The 16,543-nt window shown below is 68.5% G+C and carries 14 protein-coding genes and 1 tRNA gene; all 15 read left to right on the top strand.

Translation table 11 applies throughout. The annotated features are described in order from the left end of the window. Positions 1–2 precede the first annotated feature (2 nt). Positions 3–1,316: an NADH-quinone oxidoreductase subunit D gene (locus tag B351_RS0105620; RefSeq protein WP_050992146.1), complete on the top strand. Its 1,314-nt coding sequence runs from the start codon at positions 3–5 to the stop codon at positions 1,314–1,316. After that, positions 1,313–1,840 carry an NADH-quinone oxidoreductase subunit NuoE gene (gene nuoE / locus B351_RS0105615; RefSeq protein ID WP_019398065.1) on the top strand — a complete coding sequence of 176 codons (528 nt, stop codon included), beginning with the start codon at positions 1,313–1,315 and terminating at the stop codon, positions 1,838–1,840. Before B351_RS0105620 ends, nuoE begins: the two co-directional genes overlap by 4 nt. 11 nt (positions 1,841–1,851) lie before the next feature. After that, positions 1,852–3,222, top strand: coding sequence for an NADH-quinone oxidoreductase subunit NuoF (gene nuoF / locus B351_RS0105610; RefSeq protein ID WP_019398064.1), 1,371 nt, complete (start codon positions 1,852–1,854; stop codon positions 3,220–3,222). Next, positions 3,219–5,462 (top strand): NADH-quinone oxidoreductase subunit NuoG, encoded by a 2,244-nt coding sequence (nuoG, locus tag B351_RS0105605; protein WP_019398063.1) that lies wholly within the window; start codon positions 3,219–3,221, stop codon positions 5,460–5,462. The genes nuoF and nuoG overlap by 4 nt, the downstream gene beginning before the upstream one ends. Next, positions 5,459–6,550 (top strand): NADH-quinone oxidoreductase subunit NuoH, encoded by a 1,092-nt coding sequence (nuoH, locus tag B351_RS0105600; protein ID WP_019398062.1) that lies wholly within the window; start codon positions 5,459–5,461, stop codon positions 6,548–6,550. The genes nuoG and nuoH overlap by 4 nt, the downstream gene beginning before the upstream one ends. 4 nt (positions 6,551–6,554) lie before the next feature. Beyond that, positions 6,555–7,043, top strand: a complete 489-nt coding sequence (gene nuoI / locus B351_RS0105595; protein WP_019398061.1) for an NADH-quinone oxidoreductase subunit NuoI — start codon at positions 6,555–6,557, stop codon at positions 7,041–7,043. A gap of 7 nt (positions 7,044–7,050) precedes the next feature. Then, positions 7,051–7,698, top strand: coding sequence for an NADH-quinone oxidoreductase subunit J (locus B351_RS0105590; protein ID WP_019398060.1), 648 nt, complete (start codon positions 7,051–7,053; stop codon positions 7,696–7,698). Then, the gene (gene nuoK, locus B351_RS0105585) at positions 7,695–8,000 is read left to right on the top strand and encodes an NADH-quinone oxidoreductase subunit NuoK (RefSeq protein ID WP_019398059.1); all 306 of its coding nucleotides are present in this window, start codon (positions 7,695–7,697) and stop codon (positions 7,998–8,000) included. Before B351_RS0105590 ends, nuoK begins: the two co-directional genes overlap by 4 nt. Positions 8,001–8,223: 223 nt before the next feature. Further along, positions 8,224–10,371, top strand: a complete 2,148-nt coding sequence (gene nuoL, locus B351_RS0105580; RefSeq protein WP_019398058.1) for an NADH-quinone oxidoreductase subunit L — start codon at positions 8,224–8,226, stop codon at positions 10,369–10,371. A 24-nt stretch (positions 10,372–10,395) separates the two neighbouring features. Next, positions 10,396–11,901 carry an NADH-quinone oxidoreductase subunit M gene (locus B351_RS0105575; protein WP_019398057.1) on the top strand — a complete coding sequence of 502 codons (1,506 nt, stop codon included), beginning with the start codon at positions 10,396–10,398 and terminating at the stop codon, positions 11,899–11,901. Positions 11,902–11,914: 13 nt separating this feature from the next. Further along, positions 11,915–13,363 carry an NADH-quinone oxidoreductase subunit NuoN gene (nuoN, locus tag B351_RS0105570; protein ID WP_026010401.1) on the top strand — a complete coding sequence of 483 codons (1,449 nt, stop codon included), beginning with the start codon at positions 11,915–11,917 and terminating at the stop codon, positions 13,361–13,363. Between the two features lie 265 nt (positions 13,364–13,628). Continuing rightward, positions 13,629–13,705: transfer RNA gene (locus B351_RS0105565), tRNA-Met, on the top strand. Between the two features lie 218 nt (positions 13,706–13,923). Further along, positions 13,924–14,499: a ribosome maturation factor RimP gene (rimP, locus tag B351_RS0105560; RefSeq protein WP_019398055.1), complete on the top strand. Its 576-nt coding sequence runs from the start codon at positions 13,924–13,926 to the stop codon at positions 14,497–14,499. A gap of 4 nt (positions 14,500–14,503) precedes the next feature. Further along, the gene (gene nusA, locus B351_RS0105555) at positions 14,504–16,015 is read left to right on the top strand and encodes a transcription termination factor NusA (protein ID WP_019398054.1); all 1,512 of its coding nucleotides are present in this window, start codon (positions 14,504–14,506) and stop codon (positions 16,013–16,015) included. 166 nt (positions 16,016–16,181) lie between these two features. Further along, on the top strand, positions 16,182–16,543 hold a 362-nt coding region (locus B351_RS16285; RefSeq protein WP_039730944.1), incomplete at its 3' end, for a translation initiation factor IF-2 associated domain-containing protein.

Raw genomic sequence — 16,543 nt, 5'->3', positions numbered from 1 at the left:
AGATGCTTACCGACAGCCACAGCCAGCCCGGCCAGGCGCCGGCCGGCGACTCCTCCGCGCTGCGGCAGGAGATCCGCAACTACACGATGAACTTCGGCCCGCAGCACCCGGCCGCGCACGGCGTGCTGCGCCTGATCCTGGAAATGGACGGCGAGACCATCGTCCGCGCCGACCCGCACGTGGGCCTGCTCCACCGCGGCACCGAGAAGCTGGCCGAGTCCAAGCCGTTCAACCAGTCGATCCCGTACATGGACCGGCTGGACTACGTGTCGATGATGTGCAACGAGCACGCCTACGTGCGCGCGATCGAGACCCTGCTGGGGATCGAGGCGCCCGAGCGCGCCCAGTACATCCGCACGATGTTCGACGAGATCACCCGCATCCTGAACCACCTGATGTGGGTCGGCTCCAACGCGCTGGACCTGGGCGCGATGGCGGTGTTCCTGTACGCGTTCCGCGAGCGCGAGGAGCTGATGGACGTCTACGAGGCGGTCAGCGGCGCGCGCATGCACGCGGCCTACTACCGTCCCGGCGGCGTCTACCGCGACCTACCGGACCGGATGCCGAAGTACAAGGAGTCGCCCTGGCACAAGGGCGCCAAGCTCAAGCGCTTCAACGAGGCCCGCGAGGGTTCGCTCCTGGACTACCTCGAGCACTTCACCCGCGAGTTCCCCAAGCGCGTCGACGAGTACGAGACGCTGCTGACCGACAACCGCATCTGGAAGCAGCGTACCGTCGGCATCGGCGTGGTCACCCCGGAGCAGGCCTATGCCTGGGGCATGACCGGCGTGATGCTGCGCGGCTCGGGCATCGCCTGGGACCTGCGCAAGAAGCAGCCGTACGCCAAGTACGACGCGGTGGACTTCGACATCCCGGTGGGCGTCAACGGCGACTGCTACGACCGCTACCTGGTCCGCATCGCCGAGATGCGCCAGTCCAACCGCATCATCGCCCAGTGCGTGAAGTGGCTGAAGGAAAACCCGGGCCCGGTGATGGTCAGGAACTACAAGGTCGCCCCTCCCAAGCGGGAGGAGATGAAGGACGACATGGAAGCCCTGATCCACCACTTCAAGCTGTTCTCCGAGGGCTACTGCGTGCCGGCCGGCGAGACCTACGCCGCGGTCGAGGCGCCGAAGGGCGAGTTCGGCTGCTACCTGGTCTCCGACGGCGCCAACAAGCCGTTCCGCGTGCACCTGCGCGCCCCGGGCTTCGCGCACCTGTCGTCCATGGACGAGATCGTGCGCGGCCACATGCTGGCCGACGTCGTGGCCATGATCGGTACTTATGACCTTGTGTTTGGTGAGGTGGATCGATGAAGGCCACCGGTAATTTCGAGAACGCGCGCAACGTCGACCCGATGGTCGTGCTGAGCGACGCGACGCGCGCGCACATCGACCACTGGCTGACCAAGTTCCCGCCGGACCGCAAGCGGTCGGCGGTGCTGCAGGGCCTGCACGCGGCCCAGGAACAGAACGGGGGCTGGCTGAGCGACGAACTGATCGCCGCCGTCGCCAAGTACCTGGACATCCCGCCGGTGTGGGCCTACGAGGTCGCCACCTTCTACTCGATGTTCGAGACCCAGCCGGTGGGCCGCAACAACGTTGCGTTCTGCACCAACATCAGCTGCTGGCTCAACGGCGCGCAGGAGCTGGTCGAGCACGCCGAGAAGAAGCTGGGCTGCAAGCTGGGCGAATCCACCGCCGACGGCCGCGTCTACCTCAAGCGCGAGGAAGAGTGCGTGGCCGCGTGCTGCGGCGCCCCGGTGGTCGTGATCAACGGCCATTACCACGAGAAGCTCACCCCCGAGAAGGTGGACGAGCTGCTCGACGGACTGAAGTGAGGCCGGCGCAGATGGCACATCACCCGAAGATTTCCGAGGGCTACGGCCCGGTCGGCCCCGCGCCGAAGGAGCACCAGGCGGTCTACACGACGCTGCACTTCGACAAGCCCTGGTCGTACGAGAACTACCTCAAGACCGGCGGCTACCAGGCGCTGCGCAAGATCCTGACCGAGAAGATCCCGCCGGCCGACATCATCGAGATGGTCAAGCAGTCCGGCCTGCGCGGCCGCGGCGGCGCTGGCTTCCCGACCGGCCTGAAGTGGAGCTTCATGCCCAAGGGCGACATGCAGAAGTACATCCTCTGCAACTCGGACGAGTCCGAGCCGGGCACCTGCAAGGACCGCGACATCCTGCGCTTCAACCCGCACGCGGTGATCGAGGGCATGGCCATCGCCTGCTACGCGACCGGCGCGACCGTGGGCTACAACTACCTGCGCGGCGAGTTCCACCACGAGCCGTTCGAGCACCTTGAGGAAGCCCTGGCCGAGGCCTACAAGCACGGCTGGCTGGGCAAGGACATCCTCGGCTCGGGCGTGGACATCGACATCTACAACGCCCTCGGCGCCGGCGCCTACATCTGCGGCGAGGAAACCGCGCTGATGGAGTCGCTGGAGGGCAAGAAGGGCCAGCCGCGCTTCAAGCCGCCGTTCCCGGCCAACTTCGGCCTGTACGGCAAGCCGACCACGATCAACAACACCGAGACCTACGCCTCGGTGCCGGCGATCATCCGCAACGGCCCGGAGTGGTTCATGGGCCTGGGCAAGCCGAACAACGGCGGCTGCAAGATCTTCTCGGTCTCCGGCCACGTCGCGCGCCCGGGCAACTACGAGATCCGCCTCGGCACCCCGTTCACCGAGCTGCTGGAGATGGCCGGCGGCATCCGCAACGGCAACCGCATCAAGGCGGTGATCCCGGGCGGCTCGTCGATGCCGGTGTTGCCGGGCGAGGTGATGATGGGCCTGACCATGGACTACGACTCGATCCAGAAGGCCGGTTCCGGCCTGGGTTCGGGCGCGGTCATCGTCATGGACCACACCACCTGCATGGTGCGCGCCTGCCAGCGCATCGCCCGCTTCTACTACAAGGAGAGCTGCGGCCAGTGCACGCCGTGCCGCGAGGGCACCGGCTGGATGTACCGCATGCTGACCCGCATCGCCAACCTGGAGGCGACGCTGGACGACCTGCACATGCTGCGCACCGCGGCGGGGCAGATCGAGGGCCACACCATCTGCGCGTTCGGCGAGGCCGCCGCGTGGCCGGTGCAGGGCTTCCTGCGCCACTTCTGGCATGAATTCGAATACGCGATCGTGAACAAGCGCTTCCTCGTCGACGACGAGCGCAACGGCACGGTCGTCCGCTCCAACGTGGAGGTGGCCGCGTGAGTGCGCAGCCCGTCAACCCGAACCTTCCGCCGGACCACGTCACCGTCTTCATCGACGGCGTCGAGCTGGCCGCGCCCAAGGGGTCGATGATCATCCAGGTTGCCGACAAGGCCGGCATCCCGATCCCGCGTTTCTGCTACCACGACAAGCTGGCCATCGCCGCCAACTGCCGCATGTGCCTGGTCGACACCGAGATCGGCGGCCGCGCCGCGCCGAAGCCGTCGCCGGCCTGCGCCACACCGGTGATGGACGGCATGAAGGTCTTCACCCGCAACGAGAAGGCCCTCAAGTCGCAGCGCAACGTGCTGGAGTTCCTGCTGATCAACCACCCGCTGGACTGCCCGGTCTGCGACCAGGGCGGCGAGTGCGAGCTGCAGGACCTGTCGCTGGGCTATGGCCGCTCGGTCAGCCGTTTCGTCGAGCGCAAGCGCGTGGTGCCGGACGAGGACATCGGCCCGCTGGTCGCCACCGAGATGACCCGCTGCATCCAGTGCACCCGCTGCGTGCGCTTCACCGGCGAGATCGCCGGTACGTACGAGCTGGGCGGCATGTACCGCGGCGAGAACCTGCAGATCGGCACCTACGACGGCAAGCCGCTGACCACCGAGCTGTCCGGCAACGTCATCGACGTGTGCCCGGTCGGCGCGCTGACCAACAAGGTGTTCCAGTTCCGCGCCCGTCCGTGGGAGCTGATCGCCAAGGAGTCGCTGGGCTACCACGACGCGCTGGGCTCGAACCTGTTCCTGCACAGCCGCCGCGGCGAGGTGCTGCGCGCCGTGCCGCGCGAGAACGAGCTGGTCAACGAGTGCTGGCTGTCCGACCGCGACCGCTATTCGCACCAGGGCCTGAACGCCGCCGACCGCGCCACCGTGCCGCTGGTCAAGCAGGGCGGGGAGTGGAAGGAGGCGACCTGGGCCGAGGCCCTGTCCGCCGCCGCCGCGATCCTGCGCGAGAACAAGGGCGACGACCTGGGCGTGCTGGTGCACCCGGCGACCTCGAACGAGGAGGGCGGCCTGCTGGCCGCGCTGGCGGCCGGCCTGGGCACCGCCAACATCGACCACCGCATCGCCAACCGCGACTTCTCCGACGCCGCGGTCGCCGAGCCGTTCGCCCTGCCGGTCGCCGAGATCGAGCAGGCCGACGTGGTCGTCGTGGTCGGTTCCAACATCCGCCACGAGCTGCCGCTGCTGCACGCCCGCCTGCGCAAGGCGCAGACCAAGCGCGGTGCGCGCATCCACGTGGTCAACCCGGTCGACTTCGACTTCACCTTCGCCGCCGCCGGCAAGCACATCGTGCCGCCGTCGCGCATCGCCGAGGTGCTGGGCGGGGCCGAGCTGCGCGGCGCGCTGCAGGGCGCGACCCGCCCGGTGGTGATCGTCGGCGCCATCGCCGAGAACCACCCGCAGGCCGCCGCGATCCGCGCCGCCGCGCGCGACTTCGCCGCCGCCACCGGCGCGGCGCTGTGCCGCATCCCGCAGGGCGCCAACGCCGTGGGCCTGGCCCGCGCCGGCGTGCTGCCGGCCGCCCGCGACGTCGCCGGCATGTTCGCCGAGCCGCGCCGCGCCTACGTGCTGTACGGCATCGAGCCGGGCCTGGACTTCGCCGACACCGCCTCCGGGCTGAAGGCGCTGAACGCTGCAAAGGTCGTGGCCTTCAGCCACTTCGCCTGCGAATCCACCCGCGCGGTGGCCGACGTGATCCTGCCGATCGGCCTGCTGCCGGAGATCGAGGCCACGCTGACCAACCTCAACGGCGTCGAGCAGTCCGCGCACGCGGCCGGCCGCCTGCCGGGCCAGGCCCGCGAGGGCTGGCGCGTGCTGCGCGCGCTCGGCGGCGAGCTGGGGCTGGCCGGCTTCGAGTTCACCGACCTGGTCGGCGCACGCGCGATGCTGGAAGGCGGCCGCCAGGTGCAGGTGCGCGCCGGCTCGGCCGGCGCGGCGGGCGAGGGCGCCCTGGAGCTGGCCCTGGTCCCGGCGATCTACCGCACCGACGCGGTGGTGCGCCGCGCGGCCGCGCTGCAGGCGCATCCGCTCAACGTCGCCCCGCGCATCGTGCTCAACCCGGCGGACGCCGCCGGCATCGAGTCCGGCGCGGTGGTCAAGGTCAAGGGCGCGCATGGCACGGCCACCCTGCCGGCCGTGGTCGATGCGCGGGTGGCCGCGGGTGCGGCATGGATTGAAGGTGGCCACGGCGCCACCGCGCCGCTGGGCGCTGGCCGGGTCGAGGTGGTGAAGGCATGAACGAGCTGCTGATCAACGCGGTCGGTCCGCTGCGCGAGTGGTTCTACGGCCTGGGCGAACTGGGCCCGGCGCTGTGGATCGTGCTGAAGGTCCTGACCATCGCCATGCCGGTGATCATCGCCGTGGCGTTCTACGTGGTCTGGGAGCGCAAGCTCATCGGCTGGATGCACGTGCGCCACGGGCCCATGTACGTGGGCATGGGCATCTTCCAGGCGTTCGCGGACGTCTTCAAGCTGCTGTTCAAGGAGGTCATCCGTCCGGCCAACGCGCACAAGGTGATGTACGTCATCGCGCCGTTGATCGTACTGGCGCCGGCCTTCGCCGCCTGGGCGGTGGTGCCGTTCGACTACCAGCTGGTCCTGTCCAACGCCAACGCCGGCCTGCTGTACCTGCTGGCGATGACCTCGATGGGCGTGTACGGCATCATCATCGCCGGCTGGGCCTCCAACTCGAAGTACGCCTTCCTCGGCGCGATGCGCTCGGCCGCCCAGGTGGTCAGCTACGAGATCGCCATGGGCTTCGCCCTGGTGGGCGTGCTGATCGCCGCCGGCAGCCTCAACCTGACCGACATCGTCATGGCGCAGTCGGGCAACGCCGGCTTCTTCGAGTGGTTCTGGCTGCCGCTGCTGCCGCTGTTCGTCGTGTACTGGGTGTCCGGCGTGGCCGAGACCAACCGCGCGCCGTTCGACGTGGTCGAGGGCGAGTCGGAGATCGTGGCCGGCCACATGGTGGAGTACTCCGGTTCGGCGTTCGCGCTGTTCTTCCTGGCCGAGTACGCCAACATGATCCTGGTCAGCTTCCTGATCTCGATCTTCTTCCTCGGCGGCTGGCTGAGCCCGATCCAGGGCTGGGTCACGGCGGACGTTTCGCCGTGGATCGACTGGGTCTGGAAGGGCGGCTGGCCGTGGCTGCTGGCCAAGGTGGTGTTCTTCGCCAGCGCATACATCTGGTTCCGCGCCAGCTTCCCGCGCTACCGCTACGACCAGATCATGCGTCTGGGCTGGAAGGTCTTCATCCCGTTGACGATCTTCTGGATCGCGGTGACCGCTCTGCTGGTGTTCTTTGGCGTGTTCGAGAAGGGCGCCTGATCCGATGAACAAAGTCGTCCACTACTTCAAGAGCCTGCTGCTGCTGGAGCTGATCCAGGGCCTGGGGCTGACCCTGCGGTACCTGTTCCGTCCCAAGTACACGATGATGTACCCGATGGAGAAGTTCCCGCAGTCGCCGCGCTTCCGCGGCCTGCACGCGCTGCGCCGCTACCCGAACGGCGAGGAGCGCTGCATCGCCTGCAAGCTGTGCGAGGCGGTGTGCCCGGCGCTGGCCATCACCATCGACTCCGCGCGGCGCGAGGACGGCACCCGCCGCACCGCGCGCTACGACATCGACCTGTTCAAGTGCATCTACTGCGGCTTCTGCGAGGAAAGCTGCCCGGTGGATTCGATCGTGGAGACGCACGTGATGGAATACCACTTCGAGAAGCGCGGCGAGAACATCGTCACCAAGCCGCAGCTGCTCGCCATCGGCGACCGCCTCGAGGCGGAGATCGCCGAGCGTCGCGCCGCCGACGCCGCCTACCGCTGAGGCCACGATGGACTGGATCAAGATCGCTTTCTATGCCTTCGCCGCCGTGGCCGTGGCCTCGGCCGGCGCCGTGATCAGCGTGCGCAACCCGGTCAACGCGGTGCTGTGCCTGATCCTCACCTTCTTCTCCGTGGCCTGCACCTGGCTGCTGGTCGGTGCCGAGTTCCTCGGCGTGGCCCTGATCCTGGTGTACGTCGGCGCGGTGATGGTGCTGTTCCTGTTCGTGGTGATGATGCTGGACATCGACGTCGCCGCGATCCGGGAGGGCTGGGTCCGGTTCCTGCCGGTCGGCCTGGTGGTCGCGGTGGTGATGCTGGTGCAGGTGCTGGCGCTGATCGGCGTCAAGGCCCGCTCGGCCAGCCCGTTCCCGGCGGACAACGCCGCGGCGCTGGCGGCCGAGACGTCCAACACCCGCTGGCTGGCCGAGACCCTGTTCACCGAGTACATCCTGCCGTTCGAGTTCGCCGCGGTGATCCTGACCGTGGCGGTGATCGCGGCGGTGATGATCACCCTGCGCAAGCGCACCGGCATCAAGACCCAGAACGCCTCCGAGCAGTCGCGGGTCCGGGCCGCCGACCGCCTGCGCATGGTGTCCATGCCGGCGGAGAAGCCGGCGCCGCTTGCACCCAAGGCCGAAGGGGAGGGCCAGGCATGATCACCCTCGGACACATGCTGGCGCTGGGCGCGGTGCTGTTCTGCATCAGCCTCGCGGGCATCTTCCTCAACCGCAAGAACATCATCGTCCTGCTGATGTCGATCGAGCTGATGCTGCTGTCGGTCAACATCAACTTCATCGCGTTCTCGCGCGAGCTGGGCGATGCGGCGGGGCAGCTCTTCGTGTTCTTCATCCTGACGGTCGCGGCCGCGGAAGCGGCGATCGGCCTGGCGATCCTGGTGGCGCTGTTCCGTACCCGCGGCACCATCAACGTCGGCGAGGTGGATTCGCTCAAGGGCTGATGCCCGCGGGCACGTCCCGGATGCGGTCGGGCCGCGAGGCTGGCCGCTCCCGGGGCGGAGAGGGACGCCGCGTCGCGGCGGGCAACACACGCAGGGCGCCGCCCGGGCGGCGCCCGACCCGGCCCAGGCCGGGCGGAATTGGAAGTGGCGGCATGCGCGGCCGGCGGCTCGATCCACCGGCATCACGGCACGAACGGCACGTACTGGAACTTAGACGGCAACCATGATCATCTCCAAAACCCACCTGCTGCTGATCGTCCTGGCCCCGTTGCTGGGCAGCATCATCGCGGGTCTGTTCGGGCGCCAGGTCGGCCGCAGGGGCGCGCAGTCGGCGACCATCCTGGGCGTGGCGGTCAGCTGCGCGCTCTCGTGCTGGGTCCTGTACCAGCTGGTCGCCGGCGGCGCCGCGCCGTTCAACGAGAACGTCTACACCTTCTTCGACGTCGGCGGCTACTCGGCCCACGTCGGCTTCATGGTCGACCGCCTGACCGCGATGATGATGGTGGTCGTCACCTTCGTCTCGCTGCTGGTGCACGTGTACACCATCGGCTACATGGCCGACGACCCCGGCTACCAGCGCTTCTTCAGCTACATCTCGCTGTTCACCTTCTCGATGCTCATGCTGGTCATGGGCAACAACTTCCTGCAGCTGTTCTTCGGCTGGGAAGCGGTGGGCCTGGTCTCGTACCTGCTGATCGGCTTCTGGTTCAAGCGCCCGAGCGCGGTGTTCGCCAACATGAAGGCGTTCATCGTCAACCGCGTCGGCGACTTCGGCTTCCTGCTGGGCATCGCCGCGATCCTGTGGTGGTTCGGCACCCTGGACTACGCCACCGTGTTCGCCCGCGCGCCGATGCTGCAGGGCATGGAAGTGCAGGTCATCGAGGGCCATTCCTGGGGCGTGGCCACCATCATCTGCGTGTGCCTGTTCATCGGCGCCATGGGCAAGTCGGCGCAGGTGCCGCTGCACGTGTGGCTGCCGGACTCGATGGAAGGCCCGACCCCGATCTCGGCGCTGATCCACGCCGCGACCATGGTGACCGCCGGCATCTTCATGGTGGCGCGCATGTCGCCGCTGTTCGAGCTGTCGCAGGCGACCCTGGACTTCGTCCTGTTCGTGGGCGCCACCACCGCGTTCTTCACCGGCCTGATCGGCATCGTGCAGAACGACATCAAGCGCGTGGTCGCGTACTCGACCCTGTCGCAGCTGGGCTACATGACCGTCGCCCTGGGCGTGTCGGCCTACTCGGCGGCGGTGTTCCACCTGATGACCCACGCCTTCTTCAAGGCGCTGCTGTTCCTGGCCGCCGGCTCGGTGATCATCGGCATGCACCACGAGCAGGACATGCGCAAGATGGGCGGCCTGCGCAAGTACATGCCCGTCACCTACTGGACCAGCGTGATCGGCACCCTGGCCCTGGTCGGTACCCCGTTCTTCTCGGGCTTCTACTCCAAGGACACCATCATCGAGGCCGCGGCGCACCACGCCCACGAGGCCGGCTCCTGGGTGGCCACCTACGGCTACTGGGCGGTGATCGGCGGCGTGGTCGTCACCAGCTTCTACAGCTTCCGCCTGCTGTTCCTGACCTTCCATGGCCCGGAGCGCTTCCGCGACGCCGTCGCCCACCACGACGAGCACGCCCATGGCGCGGCCGCGCACGCCGACGCCGAGGCCCAGGGCGGCCACGACGCGCGTGCCGACGGCCATGGCCACGACGACCACGGCCACCACGGCGCGCACGAGCCGCACGAGTCGCCGTGGGTGGTGACCGTGCCGCTGGTCCTGCTGGCGATCCCGTCGATCCTGATCGGCTTCTTCACCATCGGCCCGATGCTGTTCGGCACCGACTGGCGCGGCCACCACGCCGAGGCGCTGGTCCCGGGCCAGGCCGTGAACTTCTTCACCGGCGTGATCGACTTCCTGGATCCGGCGCGCGACACCGTCGCCGCGGTCGGCCGCGAGTACTGGCACGGCCCGGTGGCCTACGCGCTGCACGGCATGCTGATGCCGGCCTTCTGGCTGACCGTCGCCGGCTTCGTGCTCGCCGCGGTGCTGTACCTGTGGAAGCCGGACGTCCCGGGCCGCCTGCGCCGCTCGCTGCACCCGCTGGTGCGCGTGCTGGAGGAGAAGTACGGCTTCGACCACCTGTGGATCAAGGGCTTCGCCGGCGGCGGCCTGGCGCTGGGCCGCGTGTCGCGCTGGATCGACAGCAAGATCGTGGACGGCCTGTTCGTCAACGGCAGCGCCCGCGTGATCGGCCTGGCCGCCGCGCTGCTGCGCCGCACCCAGTCCGGTTACCTCTACCACTATGCCTTCGCCATGATCATCGGCCTCATCGCACTGCTGGCCGTGCTCATGCGTTACTGGCAATGAACTGACTGCACGGAAGAACACGACGTGGCGAACCACCTGTTGAGTGTCCTGATCTGGCTGCCGATCATCGGCGGTGCGCTGGTGCTGGCGCTGGGCGACCGGCCCGCGGCCGCACGCTGGTCCGCGCTGGGCGTGGCCCTGCTGACCCTGGTCCTGAGCGTGGGCCTGGTGACCGGGTTCGACTATGCCGCCCCCGGGCTGCAGTTCGTCGAGAGCCATGCTTGGATCCCGGCCTACGACATCCACTACAACCTGGGCGCCGACGGCATCGCCGTCGCCCTGATCCTGCTGACGACCATCGTCACCCCGCTGGCGCTGATTGGTGCCTGGGAGTCGATCCAGAAGCGGGTCAACCAGTACGTGGCCTCGTTCCTGATCCTGGAGGGCGTGACGGTCGGCATCTTCGCCGCCACCGACGCGATCCTGTTCTACGTGTTCTTCGAGGCCATGCTGATCCCGATGTTCCTGATCATCGGCGTCTGGGGTGGTCCGCGCCGCATCTACGCGGCGATGAAGTTCTTCCTGTACACCTTCCTCGGCTCGGTGCTGATGCTGGTGGCGCTGATCTACCTGTACATCAAGGGCGGCAGCTTCCAGCTGGCCGACCTGTACGCGCTGCCGCTGAGCGCGAAGGAGCAGACCTGGATCTTCTTCGCCTTCGCCATCGCCTTCGCGGTGAAGGTGCCGATGTTCCCGGTGCACACCTGGCTGCCGGACGCGCACGTGGAGGCGCCGACCGCCGGTTCGGTGATCCTGGCCGCGATCGCGCTGAAGATCGGCGGCTACGGTTTCCTGCGCTTCAACCTGCCGATCACCCCGGACGCCGGCCACGAGTGGGCCTGGCTGATCATCGCCCTGTCGCTGATCGCGGTGATCTACGTCGGCCTGGTCGCCCTGGTCCAGGACGACATGAAGAAGCTGGTGGCGTACTCCTCCGTGGCGCACATGGGCTTCGTCACCCTGGGCAGCTTCATCGCCTTCACCCTGGTGCGCGACTTCGGCTCGGTCGACGCCGCCCGCCTGGGCCTGCAGGGCGCGATGATGCAGATGATCTCGCACGGCTTCGTCTCCGGCGCGATGTTCTCCTGCATCGGCGTGCTGTACGACCGCATGCACACCCGCCGCATCGCCGACTACGGCGGCGTGGCCAACGTGATGCCGTGGTTCGCCACCTTCGCCATGCTGTTCTTCATGGCCAACGCGGGCCTGCCGGGCACCAGCGGCTTCGTCGGCGAGTTCATGGTGGTGCTGGCCAGCTTCCAGAAGCACCCGGTGGTGGCGCTGCTGGCGGCCACGACCCTGATCACCGCGGCCGCCTACACCCTGTGGCTGTACCGCCGCGTGTTCTTCGGCGAGGTCGCCAATGCGCACGTGGCCGAGCTGAAGGACATCAACGCACGCGAAGTGCTGGTGCTGGGCGTGTTCGCCGCCGGCACCCTGCTGTTCGGCCTGTGGCCAAAGCCGCTGACCGACCTGATGGAACCGTCGATCGCGCACCTGGCGACCCAGATCGCCACCAGCAAGCTGTAAGGATTCTTCGAAGATGACCACGTCCCTCGCGATGCCGTCCGCCGCCGAGCTGGTGCCGTTGCTGCCCGAGCTGGTGCTGATCGGCGGTGCCTTCGCCCTGTTGATCGTCGACCTGTTCATCAACGCGCGCCACAAGGTGTGGACGCACTTCCTGTCGGTGCTGGTGCTGGCCGTGGTGCTGGCGATGCTGGCCACCGGCGTGGGCGGGCAGGGCGAAGTGATGTCCGGCATGTTCGTGCGCGACACCGCCGCCGACGTCATGAAGCTCGCCATCGTGCTGATGAGCGGCCTGACCCTGGTCTACGGCTGGAGCTACCTGCGCGAGCGCAACCTGTACCAGGGCGAGCTGCCGGTGCTGGTGCTGTTCGCCACCGCCGGCATGATGATGCTGGTCTCGGCCGGCAGCCTGGTGGTCGTCTACCTGGGCCTGGAGCTGCTGGCGCTGAGCTCGTACGCCCTGGTCGCCGCCGACCGCGACAACGGCCGCGCCACCGAGGCGGCGATGAAGTACATCGTGCTCGGCTCGCTGGCCTCCGGCCTGCTGCTGTACGGCATGTCGCTGGTCTACGGCGCCACCGGCACCCTGCACCTGGACGCCATCCGCGCCTCGATCGAGGGCAGCGACGAGCGCACGCTGCTGCTGACCGGCACCGCGTTCATGGTCGCCGGCGTGGCCTTCAAGCTGGGCGCCGCCCCGTTCCACATGTGGCTGCCGGACGTCTACCAGGGCGCCACCGCCCCGGTCGCGCTGTTCGTCAGCACCGCGCCCAAGCTGGCCGCCTTCGGCATGGCCTGGCGCCTGCTGGAGATGGGCGTGGGCCCGCTGGCGCCGGAATGGAAGTGGCTGCTGGCCGGCCTGTCGGCGGTGTCGCTGGTGGTCGGCAACCTGATGGCGCTGGCCCAGACCAACATCAAGCGCATGCTGGCCTATTCGACGGTCTCGCACATCGGCTACCTGCTGATGGGCCTGGCCGGCGGCGACCAGGTCGGCTACACCGCGGCGCTGTTCTACACCATCGGCTACGCGATCATGTCGGCCGCGGCCTTCGGCGTGATCATCGCGCTGTCGCGCAAGGGCTTCGAGGCGGACAACATCGACGACTTCAAGGGCCTGGCCGCGCGCAGCCCGTGGATGGCGCTGCTGATGCTGCTGGTGATGGCCTCGCTGGCCGGCGTGCCGCCGCTGCTGGGCTTCTGGACCAAGCTGGCCGTGCTGCGCGCGGCGCTGCAGGGCGGCATGCTGTGGCTGGCCATCCTCGGCGTGGTCGCGGCGGTGGTCGGCGCGTACTACTACCTGCGCGTGATCAAGGTCATGTTCTTCGACGAGCCGGCCGGCGCCCCGCTGGCGGCGCACAACGACCGCGTGCTTGGCGTGGTGCTGGGCGTCAACGCGGTGGGCCTGTTCGCCCTCGGCCTGGCCTGGGATCCGATCATGGTGTGGTGCCAGCGCGCCTTCATGTGAGGACGCGCCGCTCCGCGCGGAACACGCAAAAGCCCCCGGTTTTCCGGGGGCTTTTGCGTTGCAGGGCAGGCGGGCGCGATGCCGCGCCGCGTCTTCCAGGTGCGCGGACTGGCCATCCGCGCGGCTCGTTCATGTATAATCTCCGCGTTCCGGGACGGCCGCGCGGCCGGCTCCGGGGAGCAGGCCGCCGGCACGGGGCAGGCTCCGGAAGATGCGGCAAGGGCCTTGCATCAAGGCGCGATAGCCGGCATAATTCCGCTTCTGATGCGGGGTGGAGCAGTCTGGCAGCTCGTCGGGCTCATAACCCGAAGGTCGCAGGTTCAAATCCTGCCCCCGCTACCATGTTTCGAGGTTGTGCGGTGTTCCTGGGTTTCCAGGGCTGCGGGATCCTCAAGACTGGGCTTGCAACGGCGCATGTTCCCGCCGTTGCGCCGATTCCAGCACCATCGGATGAGAAGCCCGACAGGGCTCTCGAGCACAAGAGGCCCGCAAGGGCCTCTTGTCGTTTATGCGGCCGGCAGGCCGTGCCCCGTCCCACCGCGTTGGAGTTGCCGCCGAAGATGAGCGAAAAGACCAGCGAAATCGTCCAGTTGCTCGCCCCGACCGTGGAGTCGCTCGGGCTGGAGCTGCTGGGCGTCGAATACCTCCCGGCACCGGGCGGCGCGACCCTGCGCCTGTACATCGACGTGCCGGCCGCCGAAGGCGGCGAGCCGGAGCGCACCGTCACCATCGACGACTGCGAGGCGGTCAGCCGCGAGGTGTCCGCGCAGCTGGACGTGGCCGACCCGATCTCCGGCAACTACACCCTCGAGGTGTCCTCGCCGGGCATGGACCGGCCGCTGTTCACCGCCGCGCATTTCGCCCGTTTCGCCGGCCAGCAGGCCAAGGTCGGGCTGAAGCTGCCGCAGGAAGGCCGCCGCAGGCTGCAAGGCACGATCCTGAGGGTGGAAAATGGCCAGGTGGCCTTCGCCCTGGACGGCGCGGAGTTCGTGGTGGAGCTGGACAACATCGACAAGGCCCGCCTGGTGCCCGACTGGGAGGCGCTGGGCCTGGCGCCAGGCAAGAAGCCCGGCAAGGGCGGCAATTCGGGCAAGCATTCCAACAAGCCGGCGGCCGGCAAGCCGCACGCGGAGTAAACAGATGAGCAAGGAACTTCTGCTGGTAGTTGACGCGGTCGCCAACGAAAAGGGCGTGCCGCGCGAAGTGATCTTCGAGGCGCTCGAGGCGGCCCTGGCTTCGGCCGCCAAGAAGCGCTACGTCGACCAGGACGTGCTGACCCGCGTTTCGATCGACCGCAAGGATGGCAGCTACGAGACCTTCCGCCGCTGGGAAGTGGTGGCCGACGACGTGGTGATGGAGTCGCCGGACCGGCAGATCCGCCTGATGGACGCGGTCGACGAGGCCGACGGCGTCGAGGTCGGCGACTACATCGAGGAGCAGATCGAGAACCCCGAGTTCGGCCGCATTGCCGCGCAGGCCGCCAAGCAGGTGATCGTGCAGCGCGTGCGCGAGGCCGAGCGCCAGCAGGTCGTGGACGCCTGGAAGGACCGCGTCGGCGAGCTGGTGACCGGCGTGGTCAAGCGCGTGGAGCGCGGCAACGTCTACGTCGACCTGGGCGGCAACGCCGAGGGCTTCATCCCGAAGGACAAGGGCATCCCGCGCGACGTGCTGCGCGCCGGCGACCGCGTCCGCGGCTACCTGTACGAGGTCCGCAGCGAGCCCCGCGGCCCGCAGCTGTTCATCAGCCGCGCCGCGCCGGAGTTCATGATCGAGCTGTTCAAGCTCGAGGTGCCGGAAGTCGGCCAGGGCCTGGTCGAGATCAAGGCCTGCGCCCGCGACCCGGGCGACCGCGCCAAGATCGCGGTGATCGCCCACGACAACCGCACCGATCCGATCGGCGCGTGCATCGGCATGCGCGGCTCGCGCGTGCAGGCCGTGTCCAACGAGCTCAACGGCGAGCGCGTGGACATCGTGCTGTGGAACGAGAACCCGGCCAACTTCGTCATCAACGCGATGGCGCCGGCCGAGGTGCAGTCGATCATCGTCGACGAAGAGAAGCACTCGATGGACCTGGCCGTGGCCGAGGACCGCCTGGCCCAGGCCATCGGCAAGGGTGGCCAGAACGTGCGCCTGGCCAGCCGCCTCACCGGCTGGCAGCTCAACGTGATGACCGCCGAGCAGGTGCAGGCCAAGAGCGAGGCCGAGCAGGCCGTGGCCCGCCAGCTGTTCATGGACAAGCTGGAGGTCGACGAGGAGATCGCCGGCATCCTGGTGGCAGAGGGCTTCAGCACGGTCGAGGAGATCGCCTACGTCCCGGTCGGCGAGCTGCTGGCGGTGGAGGGCTTCGACGAGGACATCGTCGAGGAACTGCGCGCCCGCGCCCGCGACGCCCTGCTCAACGAAGCCCTGGCGGTGGAGGAGCAGGAGGCCGGGGACGCCCCGGCCGAGGACCTGCTGGCGCTGGAGGGCATGGACGAGGACACCGCCTTCGCCCTGGCCGCCCATGGCGTGCGCACCGCCGAGGACCTGTCCGACCTGGCCGCCGACGAGGTGGTCGAGTTCGGCATCGAGGGCCTGGACGAGGAGCGCGCCGCGGCGTTGATCCTGGCGGCCCGCGCCGAGGAGATCGCCCGCCTGGAGCGTGGCGCATGAGCATGTCGCTGGCACGGCCGGGACGCCCCACCGGCGCCCCCGCCAGGCACCCGGAGCATGGCGCATGAGCCGGCGATGAACACCGCCCTGCACCCGCCAGGGCTTAGAATCCGCGTTTCCCTTGCTCTTTCTGGCGAGGGGGCGCCAAACAGAGCATAGGATCCGAATGTCGCAGCAAACCACCATTCGCAAGCTCGCCGAGCTGGTCAACACCCCGGTCGAGAAGCTGCTGGAGCAGCTGGCCGAGGCCGGCATGAAGTTCAGCGGTCCCGACCAGGTCGTGACCAGTGCCGAGAAGATCAAGCTGCTCGGCTTCCTGCGCCGTACCCACGGCAAGGGCTCGGCGGCTCCGGCCGAAGAGATCGCTGCGCCGAAGAAGATCACCCTGGCCCGGCGCAAGGTGCAGGAACTGACCGTCGGCGGCGGCCGCAGCAAGACCACCGTCGCCGTCGAGGTCCGCCAGAAGCGCACCTACATCAACGCCACCGAGGCGGCTCCCCCCGAGGCGCCGGTGGACGACGAGCGCGC

Source organism: Pseudoxanthomonas sp. GW2 (assembly GCF_000283075.1).
Lineage (GTDB): Bacteria > Pseudomonadota > Gammaproteobacteria > Xanthomonadales > Xanthomonadaceae > Pseudoxanthomonas.
Note: the sequence above shows the minus strand (reverse complement) of the source record. Positions and strands in the feature narration are given on the sequence as shown.